Raw genomic sequence first — 19,914 nt, 5'->3', positions numbered from 1 at the left:
TCGTTGTCCATATAGAGCTGAGCGACTTTCGCCGAGTTCTGGAAACGCATCCACGGATCCATTTGCAGCGTCGCCCAGTTCGCGCTGTTTCGGGTGGTGAAGACGTGCAACCCGATCTGGCGGGCGCGTTCCATCAGCTTCCACAGCGCCGCTCCCACCGGTGGTTTGGGCGGGTAGCTCTGATCCGGGCGCAGGTCCTGAATGTCGTCGATGAGCACGAAGTGCCGCGGGCCCTCCCACGGCCTGAGCTCGCGCAGCTCCTCCTGGCTCAGGCCTTTCGGGGGCAGCCGCGGCAGCAGGACCTGCTGCGCCAAAGCGGTGATCACCTCGTCGATCTCGTCCTGGTCATAGGCGTACGCACGGACGTAGCCGGGACCGTGCAGATCGCGCAGGCCGTGCGGTGCGGTCTTCGGGTCGATCAGCGTCAGCTGCGCTTCCTCGGGGCTGAAGCGGCTCATGATCGCCTCGCCAATGGCGACCAGCGACAACGTCTTTCCGCAGCCTTGCCGTCCCAGGATCATCACTCCGGGGCTCTCGCGCAGCTTGATGGGAACCGGCCCCAGTTCGTGGCGCTCGCCGATGGCGAAGGCGATCGAGAGGTCGTCGCCGCTGGGGCGCGCCGCCTCGTAATCCAGGATCGCCTTCAGCGCCACCCGCTGCGGCAGTCGCTGCAGGGTGGCGTGCTTGGTGACCCCGGCGACGTCCGCGATGCGGGCCCCGACGTCGACGATGCTGACGACCGCGCCGGTGGCCGGGTCGGTCAGCGCCGGCACACCGACCCGCAGTTCGTGCAGGCTGTCGGTCAGGCCGAAGCCTGGCCGGTTCAGCGTCCGCCGGGCCGCGTCCCGCGACTCCAGCGACGAGTGCCCCATCTGGCTTTCGCTGGGGTCGGCCAGCCGCAATTGGATTCGCGCCGTGGCGTTTTGCAGCAGGCTTTGGCGCTGCCCGTGAATCCAGCCGCCGGCGCTGCACATCACGTGCACCCCGTATTCGGGGCCGCGGCTGCTCAGCGAGATGATGCGATCGCCCAGCACGGTGTCTTTGGAGTACAGGTCGTCGTAGTCGTCGACCACCACGAACACATCGCCGAACGGGTCGTTGGCGTCGGTGCCGCCCAGCCCGTCGCTCCCCGGCCCGAACCGGCGTTCGCGGAAACCGTCGAGGTCGATCTTGAGGCGCCGGAATGAATCCTCACGGGCATCGATCAAGGCGTCCATGCTGCTCAAGATCCGCTCGATGCCCTCGGCGTCCTTCGGCGACACGATGTCGGTGACGTGGGGCAGCGAGGCGGCCTGGGCGAGGGTGGCCCCGCCGATGCAGAAGAACGTCACGCGCGAGGGGGTGTACATCGTCGCCGCCGAGCACATCAGCGTCATCAGGGTGGTGGTCTTGCCGCGCTGCTTGGCACCCACCACGATCACGTTGCTGCGCAACGCATCCACCGCATGCACGACCTGCTTGGACTCCTCGGGGATGTCCATGACGCCCACCGGGAACATCAGGCCCGCGTTGTGCCCGTAGTCGACGTGCCACGGCTTGCCCCGGTATCCGGCGACGAGGGCATCAATGGTCTCGGGTTCCTCCAGCGGCTCCAGCCACGGCCGGCGCGGCGAGCGGTGCGGCACCTCATGCAACGACTCGCGCAGCACGTCGACGATCTTCTTCCGCTTGAAACCGTCGTCGTAGTAGAGGAATTCGTCGGGCTCGGCGTCGACGGCGGCGGCCGCCTCCAGCGCCGTGGCATCGGAGGCGTCCAGCGGCTGGAACTGCCAGTTGTACAGCCGCGGCTTGGTCAGCGTCATGTCGACGGTGGTGGCGACCTCCTTGGTCTTGGGCACCACGAACGGCGCGGAGAGGTAGAAGCAGCGGAACGGCTCGAGATCGCGCGGGCCCACCTTCAGCAGGCCGAAGCCGTTTTCCTTCGACGGCAGGTGGTAGGCGGCGTCGCTGCCGATCACCTCGCGGCTGTCGTCACCGGACTCGGCGCGCAACGCGATGCGAAAGGCGATGTTGGACTTGACCTTCTGCAGCGAGGACAGGTCCAGGCGCTGCCCGCCCAGCATGAAGAAGACGTTGGCGCCGCGGCCCTCCTGGCCGATGTGGATGATGAGGTTGATCCACTTCTCGTGGTTGGCGAACAGCTCCAGGTATTCGTCGACGATGACCAGCAGCACCGGCACCGGCGGCAGGTCGCGTCCGGCGAGCCGGATCTCTTCGTAGTCGTTGGCGTCGCGCGCACCCACCGAGGTGAACAACTCATAGCGCTGTTTGATCTCACCGTCGATGACCCGACGCATCCGCTCGGCCAGGTGGCGTTCGTCCTTGCCGAGGTTAGACAGCGCGGCCACCACGTGCGGGATGCCGAGGATGTCCTGGGCCGCCGACTCGAACTTCATGTCGACGAAGATGACGTTGAACGTTTCCGGCGAGTGGGTCAGCGCGATGCCGTAGACCAACGACAGGAAGAACTCCGACTTGCCCGAGCCACTGGTCCCGATGACCACGGAGTGGAAACCGAAGCCGCCGAAGTCCTTGGCGCGGATGATGATGTTCTGCAGCTCGCCGTTGGGTTTGGCCCCGACGGGAACCTCGCACCAGCGCTCGTCGCCGCGGCCGCGACGCTCCGCCCACAACCGGTCGACGTCCAAGTCCCGCGGGTCGCTGATACCCAGGGCTCGCAGCAATTCGGTTGCACCGCTGACCGAGTCGTTGATCTCGCTGCGGCTGGTCGGCGACCAGCGTGCCATCGCCCGCGCGTAGCGGTAGGCGCGGTGTATCGAGAGTTGATCCGCGTGGGCGAAGAATTTTCCGCGGACCCGCAGCAGCGGGGCCGGGCGGTTGTCCTCGCCGTCGGCGTCAGAGCCGTTGCGGTGCAACGCGATTTTGCTGTTGGCCGAGCCGTTGGGTGAGCTGTGGCGTTCGCTGAGGTCGAACACCTGGTCGTCGCCGAAACCCACGCCGGTGCCGATCCGGGAGGCGATGCGCAGCAGGGTGATTCCCGCCTTGCCGACCTGTCCGACCACGCTCTCCCATGCGTCGGGGCTGCCGGTGTTGTCGTCGACGATCACCAGGTGAGGCCCGAGATCCACGGTGTCGGCGCCGGTTTCGAGCGTCGACCCCATCGCCGTCGGGCTGGCCGCGGCCAATGGTGTCCACGCGCCGCGCTTGCCCTTCATGTGCAGTTCGGCGCCCAGGGTTTCCTCGAGTTCCTCGGGCGTGGCGAAGACCAGCCGCCGGAAGCCGCACGCATCGAAGAGTTCGTCGTGCAGGTTATGCGGCAGCCACACGATCCACGACCACACCTCGGGATTGCGGGTCACCACCATCAGCTTGACGTCGCGCGGGTTGTGGAACACGGCCAGGGAGCACAGCACCGAGCGCATCAGGGAGCGCAGCCGGTCCAGGTCCGCGCCGACGAAGCTGAAGCCGGGCGCCGATCGCAGGTTGACCACCTTGGCGATGTCGCGAATCTTGCGCTGCTCCAAGATGAAATCGCGCAGCGCCTGCCCGGTCACCGGTTCGAGCTCCTCATCGGAGGCGATGTCGGGCCACGTCACCGACAGCACCGAATCCGGCGCATGCTGCACACCGGTGCCCAGCCGCACCTCGAGGAAGTCGGCGTCGCCGCGGCCGCGCTCCCACATTCGCGGGCCGCCGATGATGGCGCCCAACCCACGAGGATCGGAATGCACGAAGTTCTGCCATTCGCGCTGTGCGCACACCGCGGTCTGAATCTCGTCGCGGTTGCCGTCGAGGTCGCGCAGATAGCGGCGACGGCCCTTTTCCATTTCGCCCCAGGTGATTTTGCGGGCGCGGCCGAAGCGGCCGGAGAACGCCAGCATGCTGAATGCGCCGATGCCCATCAGCGGGAAGAAGCCGGTGGTCAGGCTGCGCACGCCGGAGACGTAGAGCATGACGATGGTGCCGATGAGCGCCACGATCAGTGCAGGCACCCCGATCATCACCCAGATGTTGCGCGGCTCGCGCTCCGGTAGCGCGATCGGCGCGCTGGGCGCCACCCGGACCGGTTTCGGCGGCTCGATCTTGACGCGGTTGATGGGGAACGCTTTCTTGGACATTCTCTAGCCTCCCGGCTTCGCCGATGTCGTCACCACAGCCACCTTGCCGAGCGCCGGTACGGTGTCCCGCGCCACCAGCGCTGCCTCCCTTGACAATGCGGGGCCCGCCGCGAAGGTCCGCAGCAGCGGCCAGGGCGCCTGCACCGCCGACCCCGGGTCAAGGCCCAGCGCGCGTAACGTCGTGTCGTCGTTGGTGATGCCGAACCGCACCCCGTTGTCGGACACCCAGAACAGCGACTCCCTGGAGTCGGAGGTGACCACGCCGCTGGTCGATGTCACGAAATTCGCCGCACCCGGCAGCACCAGCACCTGGTTGGCGACCACCGATGCCGGGTCGCGGTCATCGCGTACCAGGTGCACGATGCGGTTGTCGAGGTACGACGGCGTGGGAAGTCCGCGTCCGTTGTAGACCACGACACGTGCCTGCGGGTCGGTCGAGCCCTTCTCCCAACCGACGCAAGTGGTCGGATCCGCCGCGGTGTCAACGAAGTTCAGGCGCTTGGTCGGGTAGTAGTCCACCGCCAACGAGTTCACCTCGGGGATGTTGACCAACACGTCGGGAGCGACCACGCGAGGTGCCGTGGAACCGTAGGAGTTGGCGCTGCGCAACAGGTCGGCGACGAAGCTGGTGATCTTTTGGACGCCGTCCGGCAACAGGACGTAGAACTGCTTGCCGCCGCTGGCGGTTTGGGCCTGCAACACCGCACCGACCTGGGAGCCCGACACCCACGTCGACGGGGTACCCGCCAGCGGCACCGCGGGGACGCCGAGCGGTTCCGTCGCGGGCAGCGCGTCGTAGAGGGCCCGCGAAATCTCCACCGGCAGCGTCACTCCCGGGTCGAGACCGAGGCTCAGGGTGATCGCCCTGTTGGACGGATCGATCTGGGAGCGTTTGCCTCCCCAGATCACGAAGGTGTTGCCCTCGAACGTGACCAGCACCCCGGCGTCCTCGCTCAGCGGTGTGGCGCGGTCGAAGCCATCGAGTGGGCCGGCGATCGAGGTCACCACCGGGTGTTCCGGGCTGCGCGGGCGGCCGGCCGTGTCGCAGACCGCCCAGGCCGACGTCGCGCCCCGATGGACCGGCATCGCGGCCGGCGCTCCGGGGATGCCGACCAGCGGACCGGTCGGATACTTCGCTATCTCAGCGGGTTTCACCCACGTCGGCTGGTTTGCGGTGCCCGTCGCCAGGCGCGCGGAGGTCAAATTCAGCACGGGGTAGAGCCTGCCGTCGATCCTGGCGTACAGCGCCCCGGAATCACGGTCACCGATGATTGCCGAATCCCCCACGATGCCAGTGGGTTTCAGGACGTTGAGCAGCAGCATCCAGCCCGAGGCGATGGCCACCAGCAGGATCGACAGCACCAGCGCGGCGGTCTGCTTGCGGTCGTCGTGCTTCATGCGCACGGAGAAGCGGGTGGTGGCCGCGCGCAGGCGACGGTTGTAGAACAGGTGCCCGGAGTTCTGGTCGCGGTTAGACAAACTCAGCGGCATGCTCAGTACCCCTTGGGCGCTCGGTGAGGATCGGCCTGCTGAATCCGATCGGCCAGATTCGACGCGTCGACGGCGACGCCGTAGCGGCCCATCGCATAGTTGATGAACGCGCACGCCTGCGCCACCAGGTTGTGGATGTCGCGCGAGGTGCCCGGCTGGTGATAGGCCGCGAACGTCGGCGCGATGAACTGCCAGGCACCCTTGCTCGGCGTGCCCTGCGCCGCGTTGGAATCCCAGCCGTTGACCGCGTTCGCGTCGTAGTTGGACTCGCGGCGAGCGACCAGGTCCATGCCGCGTTCCCAGCGAGCCCGGGCCGCCGGATCGTGAATACCCTTGATGTCCAACGCTTTACGGATAGCCGCCAACACCGCCGCGCGTCCGTTGCCCTGGTTGCTGTGCATCGACCGCCCTTGCAGGTAGTGCAGGCGCCGCAGCCGGCGCGCGAGCAGCCTTGCCCGGCGGCGCGATCCGGCGACGTGCCGGTGTTGGGTCCGCAGCCGGGCCGCCATCCGGGCGACGGCCTCGCGGCGCCCCATCGGTGTATCGGCCGCCGGCGTCGTATCCGTCAGGGCGGCGTCCAGGTTGGCCCTCGTCGCCGCGCGGCCGTGCGCGTGATCGGACCGCGCCGCGGCGATGATCTGCCCCAGCGCCCGATCGGCATGGGCCAGCCGAGCCAACTGTGTCATCGCGGCGCCCGACCGTGCGGCCGCCGTGGCGGGCAGGCCACTGTGCCGCTTCATCGCCTCGGCGTATGCCTGCGTCTGCGCCGGTGCGTCGCCGATCCCGTCGTCCCGCGTGGGTCGCGCGTACAGATTGTGGGCGCGCGACAACGCCGTGACCGCTTGCATTTTCAGGGGATCGGTCACCGACGTCCCCGCCCTAACCCACCTGTGCGCCCTGTGGGCGCCGCATCCGTGCCGGACACTTCGCGTTAGTACTCCCACACCCTTCTGGCCGCGTTTTCCGCGGTCGCTGCAGACGTACCAATAGCATGCACGTATCGACAGTTCTGCTGTCAATAACGGGCAATCCCAGATGACCCGCGCATTGGGCTTGGCCGGCCGCGATTACGTAGCGACCCTACTGCCGCGCGAATTACCCGACCACTCACCTTTCGGTGGGCTGTTTGGTCGGCTATTCCTTCGGCTCGTCGTCGGACGGCATGATGACGATCCGGCGGTTGGGCCGGTTCGTGACGACGGTCGGCTTGGCCTCGCCGGACTTGTTGCCCGGGGCGCTCGGCGGCACCGTCAAGCGGCCCTTGATCGGCTGGCCGTTGGGCACGCCCGGGGCCGTGATCCGCTTTTCGACCGGGTTGTCCTTCTTGCCGCCTTCGCCGCCGGCGCCCATCGCGCCCGGGGGCATCATCGGCATGCCCGTCATGCCGGATTGGCCGGGCATTGCGGGCATGCCACCGGTCGGCGGCATCATCGGCGCTTTGGCGGCCGCGGGCGTGGTCGGCGGGGACGACGTCGGCACCGGCGGCGGGCCCAACGAGCTGGCCGGGGTGGTGCCACCACCGCCGAGGCCGGCGCCGCCGCCGCCGGAACCGCCGCCAAGTCCAGCGCCGCCGCCACCGCTGCCGACGCTGTCGACCAGGTGCGCGTCGTTAACGAGCCCGGCGCCGTGGGCGCCCTGGACTGCGCTCATCAGCGGCTGCAGGGCGCTCTGACCCGCCTGCATCGCCTGCTGCGGCAGCTGCGTCAGCGGTCCCATGACGCCACCGATCGCCCCGCCGACCGCACCAGTCACGCTCTGCAGCATCTGCTGGATCATCTGCATGTCCTGCTGGCTGTTCGCCTCGTTGGCAGGGAACTTGGCCGCGGCGTCGGCTGCGTGGGCGCGACGATCGGCATCGGCGCCCTCGACATCCGCTGCATCTTTGGGGACTCCGGCGTTACCCGCGCCCGTTAACGCGCCGCCGCCGCCGTCCACAGCCGACACGCCAGGTGTGTGACCGGGGCCCGGATTTGGAGCCGGAGCCGGCGCGCCGGTGATTAACGGGTGGGTAGTGTTCAAATCACTGCTGATGGGATCACCGTGACCCACGATCTCACCTCCACCCCACACCCAATGCCTGACAGCGCGTTCTGCGCACGTTCGGCGCGTGCGAGCGCTAATACGACGATTTTGGCACAAAACGTCAGCAACGCTATTCACCCGATGACTACTAACCGCCCCGGTGACTCATTGCGTCAAACCAGGCCAGGTGATAATTCGCCAGGTACTCGTGCCCCTCAATAAGCGCCTCGATAGCCGCTAGCAGCATCCAATCCGCCACGGCCGCTGGGTTGTGGTCTGGATAGGCTGCCAGCACTGCGTGTTGGACGTCAGCAGCACATTCGCGCAACATTTCGGTTTCGCTGTCGAGTACACCTGTCTTTCGCACCGCTGGCGCGGCTATAGCCTGCGCGATCCGCGGTAGACCATCGCGGCGGCGGACGGCATCCACCAAAGTGGGACCGAGCTCATCCACCTGTGGTGCGGCCGATCGGGCGGGCCGATCACCACTGAGCGCAGGCTCGTCGGGACCCGGTTCGGCGACATACGTGTTGGCGTGATGGGCGGCCGCGACCGTGATAGCGCCCAGCAGATCCACCACGTTGGCGTCATGCCGTCGTGCCGACGGCTCAAGCAGGGTGACATGCGCGGGCAACCGGACGTGCGGCGGGATCCACCCGGCGGCGAGATCGGTGACGAGGAGCGTCGTGGTGCCGTCGTCGCGGAGCCCGGCAGCCCATGACAGCCGCGGCTCCTGGCGGGCCACCGCATCGACGAGCCGCTGCAGTCTCTGTTGCTCGGCGGTCCTCGCGGACACGGCACCGGCGGTCGCGCCCGTAGCCGCAGAGGCGGCCGATGCGCCAGCCATCGTCGATGACCCCGCACCGGCCTGACCCGCGGCTGCTCCTGAGGCCGTCCGCTCAACCGGAGAAACAAGCGGCCCGCCGGCGGAGGGCGACGACGCCGGCGAAGACGCTACCGGTGCACCGGACACGGGACCGGCAGGGGTAGACGGTACGGATGGGGGCGCCACTACCGGCGGACGCAGATCGGAACCATAGGCGGGCAGCGATCCCGAGGGTATAGAAGACCCGCCACCGAGGGTCGGTGCGGGCGACGACCATGATGCGCCGGTCATCACCGGCGTAACTGAACCACCTCCCCCGGTGGCCACCGGCGCTGGCGACGCCGCGGGGGGTGCATCGACTGGAGTGCCCGTCGGTATGAATGCTCCCGCGCTCGGTATCGTCGGCGTCACCGTCGGTGTCGCCTGAGGGGTTTGTGGTCCTCCGGCCTCCATCGCTTGTAGCGGCCCCGCCGTAAACGCTTGCCCGCCAGGGCCCGTCGCTTGACCAGTCGCCAGACCGGACGTGAACGCTTGTGCCAGTCCGGGTTGCCCGCCTTGGCCTAGGCCGACCGGAGACACTGGCATTCCGCCGCCGTGTACGCCAGGCATCCCGGGCGATATAGTTGCGCCACCGCCGGGCATTTGTACGCCGGGGGACTGCACACCTCCCGTCCCCGGCAAAGCTCCGCTCGGCCCCTGCGTACTACCAATCCCCCCAGCCATAGGTCCCGCGGGCGCGCCACCCGGATGCGGGCTCGTGGGCGCTTGCCCCCCGCCCACCCCTGATCCTGCTCCTCCTCCAGCCGTCCCGCCGCCCGGTGGCCCGCCGCCCCCGGGAGTCTGCGCACCACCTAATCCGCCGGATGGAGTGGTAGCTGACGGACTTATGTCCTGCGCACTAATCGGTTTCGGCGGCGAGGCATCACCAACATCGAACCCGTTTGCCTGTGCCCAGCTCCGAGCGTTACCACCAATGCCCTCAGCATCCAGAATCTTTTGAGTGGCCGCCATCATCTTGTCGAGCGCATCCCGGCTGGCATTTGCGGCATCGGCGTTGCAGCGCGCTTGGACGGCTTGTATTTCCGCTAACTTTTCCGGAGGCGGCTTCTTTGATGCGAGGATGTCATTGATCTCTTTGTTGCCCGTGCTCGCTATCTCCGACAAGCGGCTTCGTAGATAGTCGATCGCATCGGCACCGGAATTAAACGCTGATGCCTTCGTCTGGTATTTTTCGGCAAGATCCAGATGAAGCTTTTCTCCTTGCTGGAATCTGGTTATGAGGTCGTCTGCCGTGTGCCCCTTATTGTTTGCGGCGAAAGCTGTCCATTGAGTGCGTAGGTCCTGCGCATATAGCTGTTGCGCCCCACACTCTTGGCTCCAGTGTTGTGCGCCGGCGCGTAGCCCCGTCGACGGTGCTGGCCACCATGGCCCGATCAGCGCCGCCGTCCAGGTGCCAGGTGGAAGGTCAACCCCCACCGCACACCTTTTTCATGGCAGCGTCCTTGGCAATTGCATCGTCAAGCGCGGCCTGATATTGCGCGTCCGTGGCTACCCCAGAGCTGCCCTTCGCCGTGAGAGTCCCGTACGCCATCGCCAGTGCCTTTGCTGCATCGCGATGTTCAGCGTCTAGAGCGGGGTTTGCTGCTGTCATCTCGAGCAGTATTGCGCCGTTGGTTGTAGCGATGCGCGCCAGCGCTTTGTCGGTGCCAGCCGTTTCGACCTGGGCTGCCTGCGCCGCCAGCTTGTACGTGTCGCAGAGTTGCTGTTGCGCAGCGGCGGCCTGCGCCGGCGTATGGGTGGGGGCGGGGGCCGCAGTTGTGGTCGCCGAATGCGAAGGACTCGGTCGCATCACTGCCACGACTAACGCAGCAACAGCCACTGCCGCAGTCGCAACTAGCGCGATCGCCAGCCATGGGCGGGGACGCGATACTGGTTGTGGGAAATGCGGTGGCGGCCAACTTCCAGCAGCAGGTTGGGCAGCTTCCCCGTCATGATGGCCCGAAGGCAGGTCTCCCACCACGCGCCCTCCCGTCGTCCGCAACACGGCTTCTACGTGCTAAGCGAATGCCTGTGTCCTACAGATCCAATAGTGGGGCAGGCGACGGTACTGCAGCAATTCACTGCCTCCGGACGCTGCTCACGTCGCTCTATCCCGGGCGTCGCTTACGGGGCGGATGCTCGTAGGCAGCCGCGGGCCGCGGCGCCCGCATCCTCAAAACGCTCGCAACCCGGGCTCGATACCGCGAGCCGATCGGCTTGCGCGCCATGCTTTGCGACCAGATTGAGGCGTGCCTACACGTTCGGCGATGAAATTTAAACGGCGTACATGCCCCGTCGTAGTCGAGAGGTGAGGAGCCGCACCACACGCCACTAGAAGACGAATCATTCGCCGCATATCTTTTTCATCGCTGCATCTTTGGCATTCGCATCGTCCAACGCTGGTTGCCAGACTGAATTGTCGTTCAAACTCGCGACTGCCGCGATGTTGTTATACGCGTCAATTAAGGCAACCGCAGCAGCACGCTCGCTAGCCGTTATCGCAGGAGTTGCATTGATTACGCGCTCTAGCATCAACGCGCCGTTGACTTCTGCGATGCCAGCGCGCTCGGGGCTTGGTCCGTGCGTCTCGATTCCAACAGCACGTGCCGCGAGCTTGTAGGTGTCGCAAAGCTTTTTGTGTGCAGCTGCAGTCTGGTCCGCCGTAAACGAAGGCGCAGTCGACGTGGTTGAGGCGGATGACTGATTGCTCGTCGGTCGGGTCAACGCGACAACGAGGGCGGCGACGCCGAGCAGGACGGCAACCGCTGCCAACGCGACGGCCGGCCATGCCCGTGGACGCGGTGGTGGCTGCACGGGAAACGCAGGCGCCCACTGCGTTGGGCCTGGCGGAGGGCCGGTGGTCGGCCCCTCCCCCGGAGCTGGAGGCAGATCCCCCACCATGCGTCCTCCTTTAGTCCAAGTGCATCCAAGACCTATTTTCGGGAACTTCGCTTCAATAGTTGACCAGCTAACGGAGCAGCGAGCAATCACCACGGCCGTGGACGGGAAGTCACCCGAGACCGCATACCGTTTTCATAGCGGCATCTTTGGCATTGACATCATCTACTTCCGCATGAAAGGCGGGGTCGTCCCGCTGCGACCAACTCCCCATCGCCGTGGCTTTGGTGTACGCAGCCGCTAACGCGAGGGCAGCGGTGCGGTCGCTATACGGGATCGCAGGTGCCGCGTTTACTGCCTGTTCCAGCGTTACTGCCGCATTTACGCTGGCCACGCCCGCAAGAGCGGGGTTATCGCCGTTGGTATCGATCTGCACAGCACGCGCAGCCAGCTTGTATGCGTCACACAACTTCTGGTGCGCCGCAGACACTTCGGCGGCGCTATAGGAAGGGGCGGCGGACGAAGATGTTGCGCTCGAAGTCGATGACCGCGACGTTGCCGCAACCAGCGCAACAACCGCCACGACCGTCGAAACCAAAGCCAGAACAATCGCGCCCAATGCGATCGCCGGCCACACGCGTGAGCGTGGCGCCTGCGGCGCGGAATGCGCGGGATAACCCGGTGCCCACTGCCCTACCGGCGGACCAGCATGCGGCGCTACACCCGGATGTGAGGGCGGATCCTCCGTCACGCCCGTTGCTCAGACGTTTTGTGTTGAGGGGCCAGCGCTCGGGCGGAGAGCCTTCATGTCGGCGGCGTTGGCCTTGTCCATGTTGGTGAACCCGTTGGCCGCGTGGTGCGCCTTGGTGCCGACCCCCGTGAGCGTCTGACTGTGACCCTGCAGGGTTTTCACGTGCTGGCCGTGTGCGGCCGAGACTGCACTGTGAAACGCGTCGGCCGCGGCGAAGTCACCGAACATTCCTGCTTCGACGGTTCCGCCCGCCAGTTGATCCGCGCCGTCTTGAGCGTGTCCGCCGGCGCGGTGCGACTGATTGCCTCCCGAGTGCAAAAGATCCGTATCTACGAACATCGGCACTCCTTCCGGGTCATAACACCTGTGAGCAGGCTAAATGCCGATTCTCAAGTGGTCAATTCACCGCCTCCGACACCGCGGCCGCTAGAACGCGTGGCCATTGGTGACCGAGCGCGCCGGCCGATCCCATTCCGGGTCGACGGTGAGCGGTAGCTGGACGCCGATATGCGGTAACGACACCGTTCCGAACGGGGTGTGCACCTGGAGAGGAACGGCTATCCGCGTCGGGGCCCGCTCGGACGCGAGCATGCCTTCCCCGGCCAAACCATCGCCGTGCCCGGTGACGATCGCGGTCATGTTGTGTAGCGACTCGCTCCCCACGTCGTAGTAGTGCGAGTGGTCGGTGAACCACGGCATGACGCTGTGTGAGCCCGCGACTTCGGCACGAAACCGCACCGCCCCGAAACCCGCATGCGCCGGGTCGCTGCCCAGGCCCGCCACCGGTCCCACCGGCGCGCCGAGCGTCTCGTTCAGTCCGTTCGGGAGGCCCCTGCCCGTCTCACCGATCCAGCTGATCACGTCGGTCGACGCTGCCCCCACATACAACCTGCCGCCATCGAGATGAAAGTCCACGGCGCCGCGCGCCAAATCCGTTCCCGGGCAACCGGTTAGCACGGCGTTGTTGGCACGCATACCACTGTGGGCGAACGCGTCGGCCACGGTCGTCGAGCCGTAGGAGTGTCCGAGGACGGTGACATGCGCTGGGGCCGGCCCGTCATGCGTCGCCGCGAGACCGTTGACGTCGGCGGCCAGCAACGCACCGGCTTGCCTCGCCCGCCACGGTGTGCCGACCTGTTCCAATTCGGCGGGGTCGGTGATGGCCTGTTGCCAATGCGGCTGGCCGAATTCGGGTGCGTCATAACCCATCCAGGCCAGCACCGCGGTGGATCGCTGGGGGTCGGCTCGGGCAGCCTGTTCGTAGAGATTGATGGCGTCATCGGTGCCGTCCGACATCCACCCTCCCCGCACGCTGCTGTTGGTGCCGGGGACCACGACGGCCGTATTGCGGGATTTGTCCGGGTTGCCGATCGCGATCGCGGCCCTGCCCTTGCCGCTGAACGCCAGCGGGTCATACGCCCACAGCATGATCGGCAGACCGCGGGGGGCGTCGGAGCTTTTGTCGCGCTCGAGGAACTCGTTGGTCTTGACCGCGTTCTGGTACCGGGTGATGTCGGTGACGCACAGCCCATAGTCGCCGGGGTGGGTGAACACATCGGCGTCCCGGTTGCGCAGCGCGCTGTCGCGCAACGTCTTTGGGTCCAGTCCGCTCCGGCGGGCGGCGTCTTCCACCCTGCGCATATCTTCGTTCATCGCGGCCTGGTTCACCGCATCACGCACCTCCGCCGGAATCCCGTTGAGGTTGCCCAACTCGTGCGCGCCTTGATCGACAAGTAGCTTCTTTTGATTCGCGCTCAGCGCATCCCACCACCGCTTGACGCATTCCGGACTGCTGTCCGGCGGCGGAATGGCCAGCTCGTCGACGCCCTGAATTTCCGCCGGGTCTACACCGTCTGTCCGCAAGCTCCCTAGCGCGGCCGTCAGCACCTCCGAATACCCGTCGCGAATCCGACGCAGCTGCACCACGATCGCCGCAACCTCGCTGACGGCGTCGGTGCGCAGATCGTCGGCACCACAGGTATCGCCGTCCGCCAACGCATCGCACATCTCGTCGTCGATGTCTTCGAGGTCGTATTCCAGCGCGTCCAGGTATCTCGTGCAGGCCCGCTGGGCTTCGGCCAGCGCCGCGGCGACGTTCTCCAAATTGACGGCGATCCGCGGCAATTGCCCGGCCTGCAGGCCCAGCGACCGGGTCACCCGCTGCACCTCGGCGGCATCGTTGATCGAATGATCCGCGTTTTGGTGATCCCAGGCCGCCTCGAACCGGCGCCGGGCAGCCTCGAAGGCGGCGACCGCCTCCGCCGTGCTCACTCCGGCGTCGCGAAAAGCCTGCGCCAGGTATGAAATCTGCGCGGGGCGACCGGCGTGCATGCTGGCGTTGGTCGACCATGGGTCACCGCCGGCTTGGGCGACGAGGAACGCAATGCTCAAGTGCCGCAGTAACATCGGCGTCGCTAAGTCGGCACCAGCCTCAGAGCGAGTTCGCGCCGTCGGCCAGACCGTCGCCGTCCGAATCGGTCAGCCGCACATTCCATTTGCCATCGCCGTCGGTGTCGACGTAACCGGTCGTCCCGCTGTCGCCCGAGCGCAGCACCCGGTCGGCCAGCCCGTCACCATCGGTGTCGATGAGGCGAGCGTCGGCGCGGCCCTGGCCGTCGAAATCGACCAGCGGGCCGCCGGTGTGTTCGACGCCGTCGAGGCCGAACCAGCGCAGCTGGCCCCCGCGATCCATCGCCACAGCCCACGTCCCAGAGCCGTCGTCGGTGAAGTAGGCCTCCGGGGTGCCGTCGTTGTCGAGATCCAACACCGCGTGATCGACGATGCCGTCGCCGTCGAGATCGGCGAGTGCGTCGTCGCGTAATCCGTCGTGGTCGAAATCCAGTCCGATCGATTCGAAGCGACCGTCGTGGTCCAGGTCGAGGTCGGGTTGCCCGTGCCAGAAAGCGGCGCCGTTATCGCCAGCCATGCAGTAGTCCATGGCTATTTCGACGCGTGGCCGCCGCTACTCGTTCCCCCGAGAGTTCCACCACGCCAACAACTCTGCGGTCGCCTCCTCGTTGTCCAACGGTCCGCGCTCGAGTCGGAGTTCCTTCAGAAACCGCCAGGCCTCGCCGACCTGAGGACCGGCCGGGATGCCGAGCAGCTCCATGATCTGGTTGCCGTCCAAATCGGGACGCACCCGCGCCAGATCCTCCTGAGCGGCCAGCTCGGCGATCCGCGTCTCGAGCCGGTCATAGCTGGCCTGCAACCGCGCGGCCCGACGCTTGTTGCGCGTCGTGCAGTCGGCTCGCACCAATTTGTGCAACCGCGGCAGCAGCGGACCGGCATCGGTGACGTAGCGGCGCACCGCCGAATCCGTCCACTTGCCGTCGCCGTAGCCGTGGAACCGCAGATGCAGATACACCAGTTGCGAGATGTCCTCGACCATCTGCTTGGAATACTTCAACGCCCGCAACCGTTTTCGCACCATCTTGGCGCCGACGACCTCGTGGTGATGAAAGCTCACGCCGCCGTTGGGCTCGTGGCGCCGAGTGGCGGGCTTGCCGATGTCGTGCAGCAGCGCCGCCCACCGCAGCACCAGGTCCGGGCCGTCGTCTTCCAGGGCGATCGCCTGACGCAGCACCGTCAACGAGTGTTGGTAGACGTCCTTGTGTTGGTGGTGTTCGTCGATCGCCATCTGCATGCCGCCCACCTCGGGCAGCACCACCTCACCCATGCCGGTTTGCACCAGCAGGTCGACGCCGGCCGTCGGGTCCGCGCCGAGCACCAGCTTGTCCAGCTCGGCGGCCACCCGTTCGGCGCTGATCCGAGACAACTGCGGGGCCATCTGTTCGATCGCCTCGCGGACCCGCGGCGCGACGCCGAAGCCGAGCTGCGAGACGAACCGCGCCGCGCGCAGCATCCGCAACGGGTCGTCGCCGAAGGACACCTCCGGCGCGGCGGGGGTATCCAGCACGCGATCGCGCAGCGCCGCCAAACCGCCCAGCGGATCCAGGAATTCACGGGGCCCGTCCGGCGTGATGCGGACCGCCATCGCGTTGGCCGTGAAGTCGCGGCGCACCAGATCGTCTTCGAGGCGATCGCCGAAGCGCACCTCGGGATTCCGGGACACCTGATCGTAGGTGTCCGCGCGAAACGTGGTGATCTCCAGCCGGTGCTCGCCCTTGCCGACGCCGACGGTGCCGAATTCGATCCCCGTGTCCCACAGGTTGTCGGCCCACCGGCGCAGGATCTGCTGCACCTGCTCGGGACGGGCGTCGGTGGTGAAATCCAGATCGGGGCTCAACCTGCCCAGCAAGGCATCCCGCACCGAACCACCGACGAGGTAGAGCTCGTGGCCCGCAGCGTCGAACGCGGAGCCGAGCTCGGCCAGCATGGGCGCGTGCCGATTCAGAGCGACCGCGGCGGCGGTCAGCAGGTCGGCATCCTGGGCGGCGTCTGGCACGTTCGATCAGCCTAGTCGGGTGGGGACGAAAAGCCCGTGTGAGGAGCCTCGCACGTCATCAAAGGTGAATTGACCGGGCGCTGAGCGTCAGTAACCTCGCGCGAGAATCGGTCGCTACTGCCAGTCAGGAATTACGCCATGCCGTCGTCTGTCCGATCGAAGTCTCTCGATGCACGCGCCTGGCGCACGGCGACGCTGTCGGCGCCCTTCGTCATCCAAGGCCTCTTGGCGTTATTGATCGTCAACGCGTGGTTACTGGGCAAGTGGCCATTCGGCACGCACAGCGCCTACGCGGGCGAGCGCCCCTGGCTGAGCGCCGCGCTGTTGGTAACGACGGTCGAGGGCTTGTTGATCAGCGCCGCGCTTCGCACCGCGCAATCGTCACGCCGCCGTGGCCTTTCGCTAAGCGTCGCGAGCTGTTCCGCTGTCCTTCTCATCGGCGGAGCTGTGTCTGCCTACGTGGTTCTGCGCTGAAAGGTCCTGTGATGGCCGATGAATCGCTAATTCCGGCATCGAAATCGCGCTATGGCCCGGTCACTTTCGGGGTAGCGGTACTACATCTTTTCGTCGTCGAGTTCACCACTTGGCTCTTCATGCCGTACTCGATCGTTTTTGTGCTTCCCGTTGTCCTGATCTACATGGCAATCGCAGCTCTGGTTATGCAGGCCCCAGGAACGATGGGCCAGATCGGGCGCGGAATGCTGTTCGGCAGTCTGTCCGGACCACTCTCACTGCTTGTCTTCGGTGGGGTATGGGCGATCGCGCACGCGATAGGCCCGTTCTGACGAGACACATTCCGCCGTGAGCTCGCGCGCTCACCGCGCGGCGAGTATCTCCGGGAGAATATGCCGTGCCAGCTACTATCGCTTGGGTGTCGGACGGCGAACAAGGCAAACCACGTCGGCGCCGGGGGCGGCGCCGGGGCCGTGGTGCCGCGAATTCGTCCGAGAATCAAACCACCGGTCAAGCGACCGGCGACTCGACGGCCACCAAGTCGCGCCGCTCAAGAGCGTCTCGCCGCGGACCGGACCAGCTGCGCACCGTCCACGAAACCTCCGCCGGGGGGTTGGTCATCGACGGTCTCGACGGCCCGCGGGAATCACAGGTCGCCGCCCTGATCGGGCGCATCGACCGGCGCGGACGAATGCTTTGGTCGCTGCCCAAGGGGCACATCGAACAAGGTGAGACCGCCGAGCAGACCGCAATCAGAGAGGTCGCCGAAGAGACCGGCATCCGGGGCAGTGTGCTGGCCGCGCTGGGCCGTATCGACTACTGGTTCGTCACCGACGGCCGCCGCGTGCACAAGACCGTGCACCACTACTTAATGCGCTTCTCCGGCGGCCAGCTGTCCGACGAGGATCTCGAAGTCGCCGAGGTCGCCTGGGTGCCCATGGGTGAACTGCCGTCCCGGCTCGCCTACGCCGACGAACGCCGCCTGGCCAAGGTGGCCGACGAGCTGATCGACAAGCTGCAAAGCGACGGCCCGGCCTCGCTTCCACCGCTGCCGCCCAGCGCGCCGCGGCGCCGCCCGCAGACACATTCGCGGACCCGGCATGCGGACCACCCGGCCGCCGGCCGGAAGAACGGCCACGGACCGGGGCCGTGACCGCTCTACATCTGCGTTGGGCCGGCCTGGCGCGCGTCGCCGCCGTGCTCGCCATCGTGGCCGGACTCGCGGCGCTCACCGGCCCGGTGATGCCGCGCGCGGCGGCGGGCGAGCCCGGGGTGACGCCGTTCGTCCGCGTCCGCATCGATCAAGTCACCCCGGACGTGGTCACCACGACCAGTCCACCCGTCGTGACCGTCAGCGGCATGGTGACCAACATCGGCGACCGACCGGTCCGCGACGTGATGGTCCGGCTCGAGCACGCCGGCGCCGTCACCGCCTCCGCGGGCCTGCGCACCACCCTCGACGGCGACACCGACGGCTACCAGGCCGCCGCCGACTTCCTCACCGTGGCGCCCGAACTGCAGCGCGGGCAAGAAGTCGGCTTCACCCTGTCGGCCCCGCTGCGGGCGCTGAGCAAGCCGTCGCTGGGCGTGGAAAAGCCCGGCATCTACCCGAGCCTGGTCAACGTCAACGGCACACCCGACTACGGCGCACCCGCGCGGCTGGACAACGCGCGCTTCCTGCTTCCCGTGGTCGGGGTGCCACCCGATCGCGCCGACGACATCGGCTCGGCCGTCGCGCCCGACACCTCCAAACCCGTCGCGATGACCATGCTGTGGCCGCTGGCCGACCGGCCCAGGCTGGCCCCCGGCGTGCCGGGCGGAACCATCCCGGTGCGGTTGGTCGACGACGACCTGGCCACCTCGTTGGCCAGCGGCGGCCGGCTCGACATCCTGCTGGCCTCCGCCGAAGTCGCCACCAGTCACGACGTCGACCCCGACGGCGCCGTCGGCCGCGCGTTGTGCCTGGCGATCGACCCGGACCTGCTGGTCACCGTCAACGCGATGACCGCCGGCTACGTCGTATCCAACTCCCCCGACGGACCCGGTCAGCTGCCCGGCACCCCGACCCATCCCGGCGCCGGGCAGGCCACCGCGACCGAATGGCTGAACCGCCTGCGCGCGCTGGCGCACCGGACCTGCGTGGCTCCGCTCCCCTACGCGCAGGCCGATCTGGACGCCGTGCAGCGCGTCAACGATCCCGGCCTCAGCGCCATCGCCACCACGAGCGCCAACGGCATCATCGACAAAATCCTGGACGTCGCCTCCACCCGCGGCGCCACGCTGATACCCGACGGCCCCCTGACCGACCGTGCGGTCAAGCTGCTCAGCGGCAACGACACCACCGTCGCGATCGCCGCCGCCGACCTGTCGGCCACCGAGGCACAGGACTCCGCCGCGACGGGCGTCGACATCGCGCCGCGGCGATTGACCCCGCAGGTCGCGGTCGCGCCGTTCGACCCCGCCGTCGGCGCCGCCCTGGCCGGCGCCGGCACCTCCCCCGAGGCGCCGACATACCTGGACTCCTCACTCACCGTCCGGCTCGGCCACGATTCGGTGACCGCACGCCGCCAGGACGCCTTGGGCTCGATCTTCTGGCACGCCCTCCGGCGTGACGACCCGCGCACCCAGATCCTGGTGCCGCCGACGACGTGGAACCTGCAGGCCGACGACGCCCAGGTCATCTTGACCGCCCTGACCACCACCATCCGGTCCGGCCTGGCGGTGCCGCGCCCGCTGCCGGCGGTGATCGCCGAGGCGAACCAGGCGGCCCAGTCGCGCGACCAATCCACGCAACAGGCCGGCACCGACAACTCTCCCCGCGGCCAGTTCGGCGACGACGTCACCGCCGGCATCGCCAGCCAGGTCGGCCGGTTGTGGGGACTGACGTCTTCGCTGATGACAGACGACCGCACCGGGCTGACCGGCGTCCAGTACACCGCGCCGAACAAGTCGTTGATGGTCTTGCCGACCACCGCCAGGCGTTGCTGAGCCAATCCGTTTCGGGTGTCGG

16 protein-coding genes and 1 pseudogene are annotated in these 19,914 nt (G+C 67.2%); 5 read left to right on the top strand and 12 right to left on the bottom strand.

All coding sequences use genetic code 11. The features are described 5' to 3' along the window. From eccCa to A9W96_RS32555, 5 genes are all read right to left on the bottom strand, one after another. Positions 1–4,079: type VII secretion protein EccCa (eccCa, locus tag A9W96_RS07880; protein WP_067138799.1), on the bottom strand; the 4,079-nt coding region annotated here is incomplete at its 3' end. A 3-nt stretch (positions 4,080–4,082) separates the two neighbouring features. Further along, positions 4,083–5,570 (bottom strand): type VII secretion protein EccB, encoded by a 1,488-nt coding sequence (gene eccB, locus A9W96_RS07875; protein WP_067138797.1) that lies wholly within the window; start codon positions 5,568–5,570, stop codon positions 4,083–4,085. 2 nt (positions 5,571–5,572) lie between these two features. Then, positions 5,573–6,418, bottom strand: coding sequence for a DUF4226 domain-containing protein (locus tag A9W96_RS07870; RefSeq protein ID WP_067138794.1), 846 nt, complete (start codon positions 6,416–6,418; stop codon positions 5,573–5,575). Positions 6,419–6,704: 286 nt separating this feature from the next. After that, positions 6,705–7,505: a hypothetical protein gene (locus A9W96_RS07865; RefSeq protein ID WP_067138793.1), complete on the bottom strand. Its 801-nt coding sequence runs from the start codon at positions 7,503–7,505 to the stop codon at positions 6,705–6,707. Between the two features lie 235 nt (positions 7,506–7,740). After that, positions 7,741–8,388 (bottom strand): DUF5631 domain-containing protein, encoded by a 648-nt coding sequence (locus A9W96_RS32555; protein WP_231999630.1) that lies wholly within the window; start codon positions 8,386–8,388, stop codon positions 7,741–7,743. Positions 8,389–9,418: 1,030 nt separating this feature from the next. Between A9W96_RS32555 and A9W96_RS32550 the strand changes: the two genes are divergently transcribed. Then, positions 9,419–9,598 (top strand): hypothetical protein, encoded by a 180-nt coding sequence (locus A9W96_RS32550; protein ID WP_156765150.1) that lies wholly within the window; start codon positions 9,419–9,421, stop codon positions 9,596–9,598. Between the two features lie 285 nt (positions 9,599–9,883). Here the strand turns inward: A9W96_RS32550 and A9W96_RS07855 are convergent, their stop codons facing one another. The 7 genes from A9W96_RS07855 to A9W96_RS07835 form a co-directional block, all read right to left on the bottom strand. Next, complete coding sequence (locus A9W96_RS07855) at positions 9,884–10,438, bottom strand: hypothetical protein (protein WP_067138803.1); 555 nt, start codon at positions 10,436–10,438, stop codon at positions 9,884–9,886. 362 nt (positions 10,439–10,800) lie between these two features. Then, entirely contained in the window at positions 10,801–11,229 is a 429-nt protein-coding gene (locus A9W96_RS30245) for a hypothetical protein (protein WP_231999629.1), read from the bottom strand. A gap of 238 nt (positions 11,230–11,467) precedes the next feature. After that, entirely contained in the window at positions 11,468–11,932 is a 465-nt protein-coding gene (locus A9W96_RS33265; RefSeq protein WP_197499447.1) for a hypothetical protein, read from the bottom strand. A 123-nt stretch (positions 11,933–12,055) separates the two neighbouring features. Continuing rightward, positions 12,056–12,385: a DUF2563 family protein gene (locus A9W96_RS07850; protein ID WP_067138789.1), complete on the bottom strand. Its 330-nt coding sequence runs from the start codon at positions 12,383–12,385 to the stop codon at positions 12,056–12,058. Positions 12,386–12,472: 87 nt separating this feature from the next. After that, positions 12,473–14,452 carry an alpha/beta hydrolase gene (locus A9W96_RS07845; RefSeq protein ID WP_067138786.1) on the bottom strand — a complete coding sequence of 660 codons (1,980 nt, stop codon included), beginning with the start codon at positions 14,450–14,452 and terminating at the stop codon, positions 12,473–12,475. A gap of 25 nt (positions 14,453–14,477) precedes the next feature. After that, complete coding sequence (locus A9W96_RS07840) at positions 14,478–14,984, bottom strand: pullulanase (RefSeq protein WP_067138784.1); 507 nt, start codon at positions 14,982–14,984, stop codon at positions 14,478–14,480. 24 nt (positions 14,985–15,008) lie between these two features. Next, a complete protein-coding gene (locus A9W96_RS07835) occupies positions 15,009–16,451 on the bottom strand; it encodes a CCA tRNA nucleotidyltransferase (protein WP_067138782.1) in 1,443 nt (480 codons plus the stop codon). A gap of 138 nt (positions 16,452–16,589) precedes the next feature. On the opposite strand from A9W96_RS07835, the gene A9W96_RS07830 reads away from it, so the two are divergent. The 4 genes and pseudogenes from A9W96_RS07830 to A9W96_RS07815 all read left to right on the top strand — a co-directional run. Further along, the gene (locus A9W96_RS07830; protein WP_231999628.1) at positions 16,590–16,925 is read left to right on the top strand and encodes a hypothetical protein; all 336 of its coding nucleotides are present in this window, start codon (positions 16,590–16,592) and stop codon (positions 16,923–16,925) included. An 11-nt stretch (positions 16,926–16,936) separates the two neighbouring features. After that, complete coding sequence (locus A9W96_RS07825; protein ID WP_067138780.1) at positions 16,937–17,236, top strand: hypothetical protein; 300 nt, start codon at positions 16,937–16,939, stop codon at positions 17,234–17,236. Positions 17,237–17,322: 86 nt separating this feature from the next. Then, positions 17,323–18,057 (top strand): NUDIX hydrolase, encoded by a 735-nt coding sequence (locus A9W96_RS07820; RefSeq protein ID WP_067138777.1) that lies wholly within the window; start codon positions 17,323–17,325, stop codon positions 18,055–18,057. After that, positions 18,054–19,865 (top strand): annotated as a pseudogene (locus A9W96_RS07815) (hypothetical protein); the annotation flags it as partial. The gene A9W96_RS07820 and the pseudogene A9W96_RS07815, both read left to right, overlap by 4 nt. Between the last annotated feature and the right edge of the window lie 49 nt (positions 19,866–19,914).

Origin of the sequence: Mycobacterium sp. 1245852.3, assembly GCF_001669335.1 — a bacterium.
In the GTDB taxonomy this organism is placed as follows: Bacteria; Actinomycetota; Actinomycetes; order Mycobacteriales; family Mycobacteriaceae; genus Mycobacterium; species Mycobacterium europaeum_A.
The sequence above is the reverse complement of the archived record's forward strand: the minus strand, read 5'-3'. Positions and strand labels throughout refer to the sequence as shown.

Excerpts from the sequence above, each read along its gene's own strand:
- A9W96_RS07850 (WP_067138789.1), bottom strand. The coding sequence starts at position 12,385 with ATGTTCGTAGATACGGATCTTTTGCACTCGGGAGGCAATCAGTCGCAC.
- A9W96_RS07830 (WP_231999628.1), top strand. The coding sequence starts at position 16,590 with ATGCCGTCGTCTGTCCGATCGAAGTCTCTCGATGCACGCGCCTGGCGC.
- A9W96_RS07825 (WP_067138780.1), top strand. The coding sequence starts at position 16,937 with ATGGCCGATGAATCGCTAATTCCGGCATCGAAATCGCGCTATGGCCCG.
- eccB (WP_067138797.1), bottom strand. The coding sequence starts at position 5,570 with ATGCCGCTGAGTTTGTCTAACCGCGACCAGAACTCCGGGCACCTGTTC.
- A9W96_RS07845 (WP_067138786.1), bottom strand. The coding sequence starts at position 14,452 with ATGTTACTGCGGCACTTGAGCATTGCGTTCCTCGTCGCCCAAGCCGGC.
- A9W96_RS07840 (WP_067138784.1), bottom strand. The coding sequence starts at position 14,984 with ATGGACTACTGCATGGCTGGCGATAACGGCGCCGCTTTCTGGCACGGG.
- A9W96_RS07870 (WP_067138794.1), bottom strand. The coding sequence starts at position 6,418 with ATGCAAGCGGTCACGGCGTTGTCGCGCGCCCACAATCTGTACGCGCGA.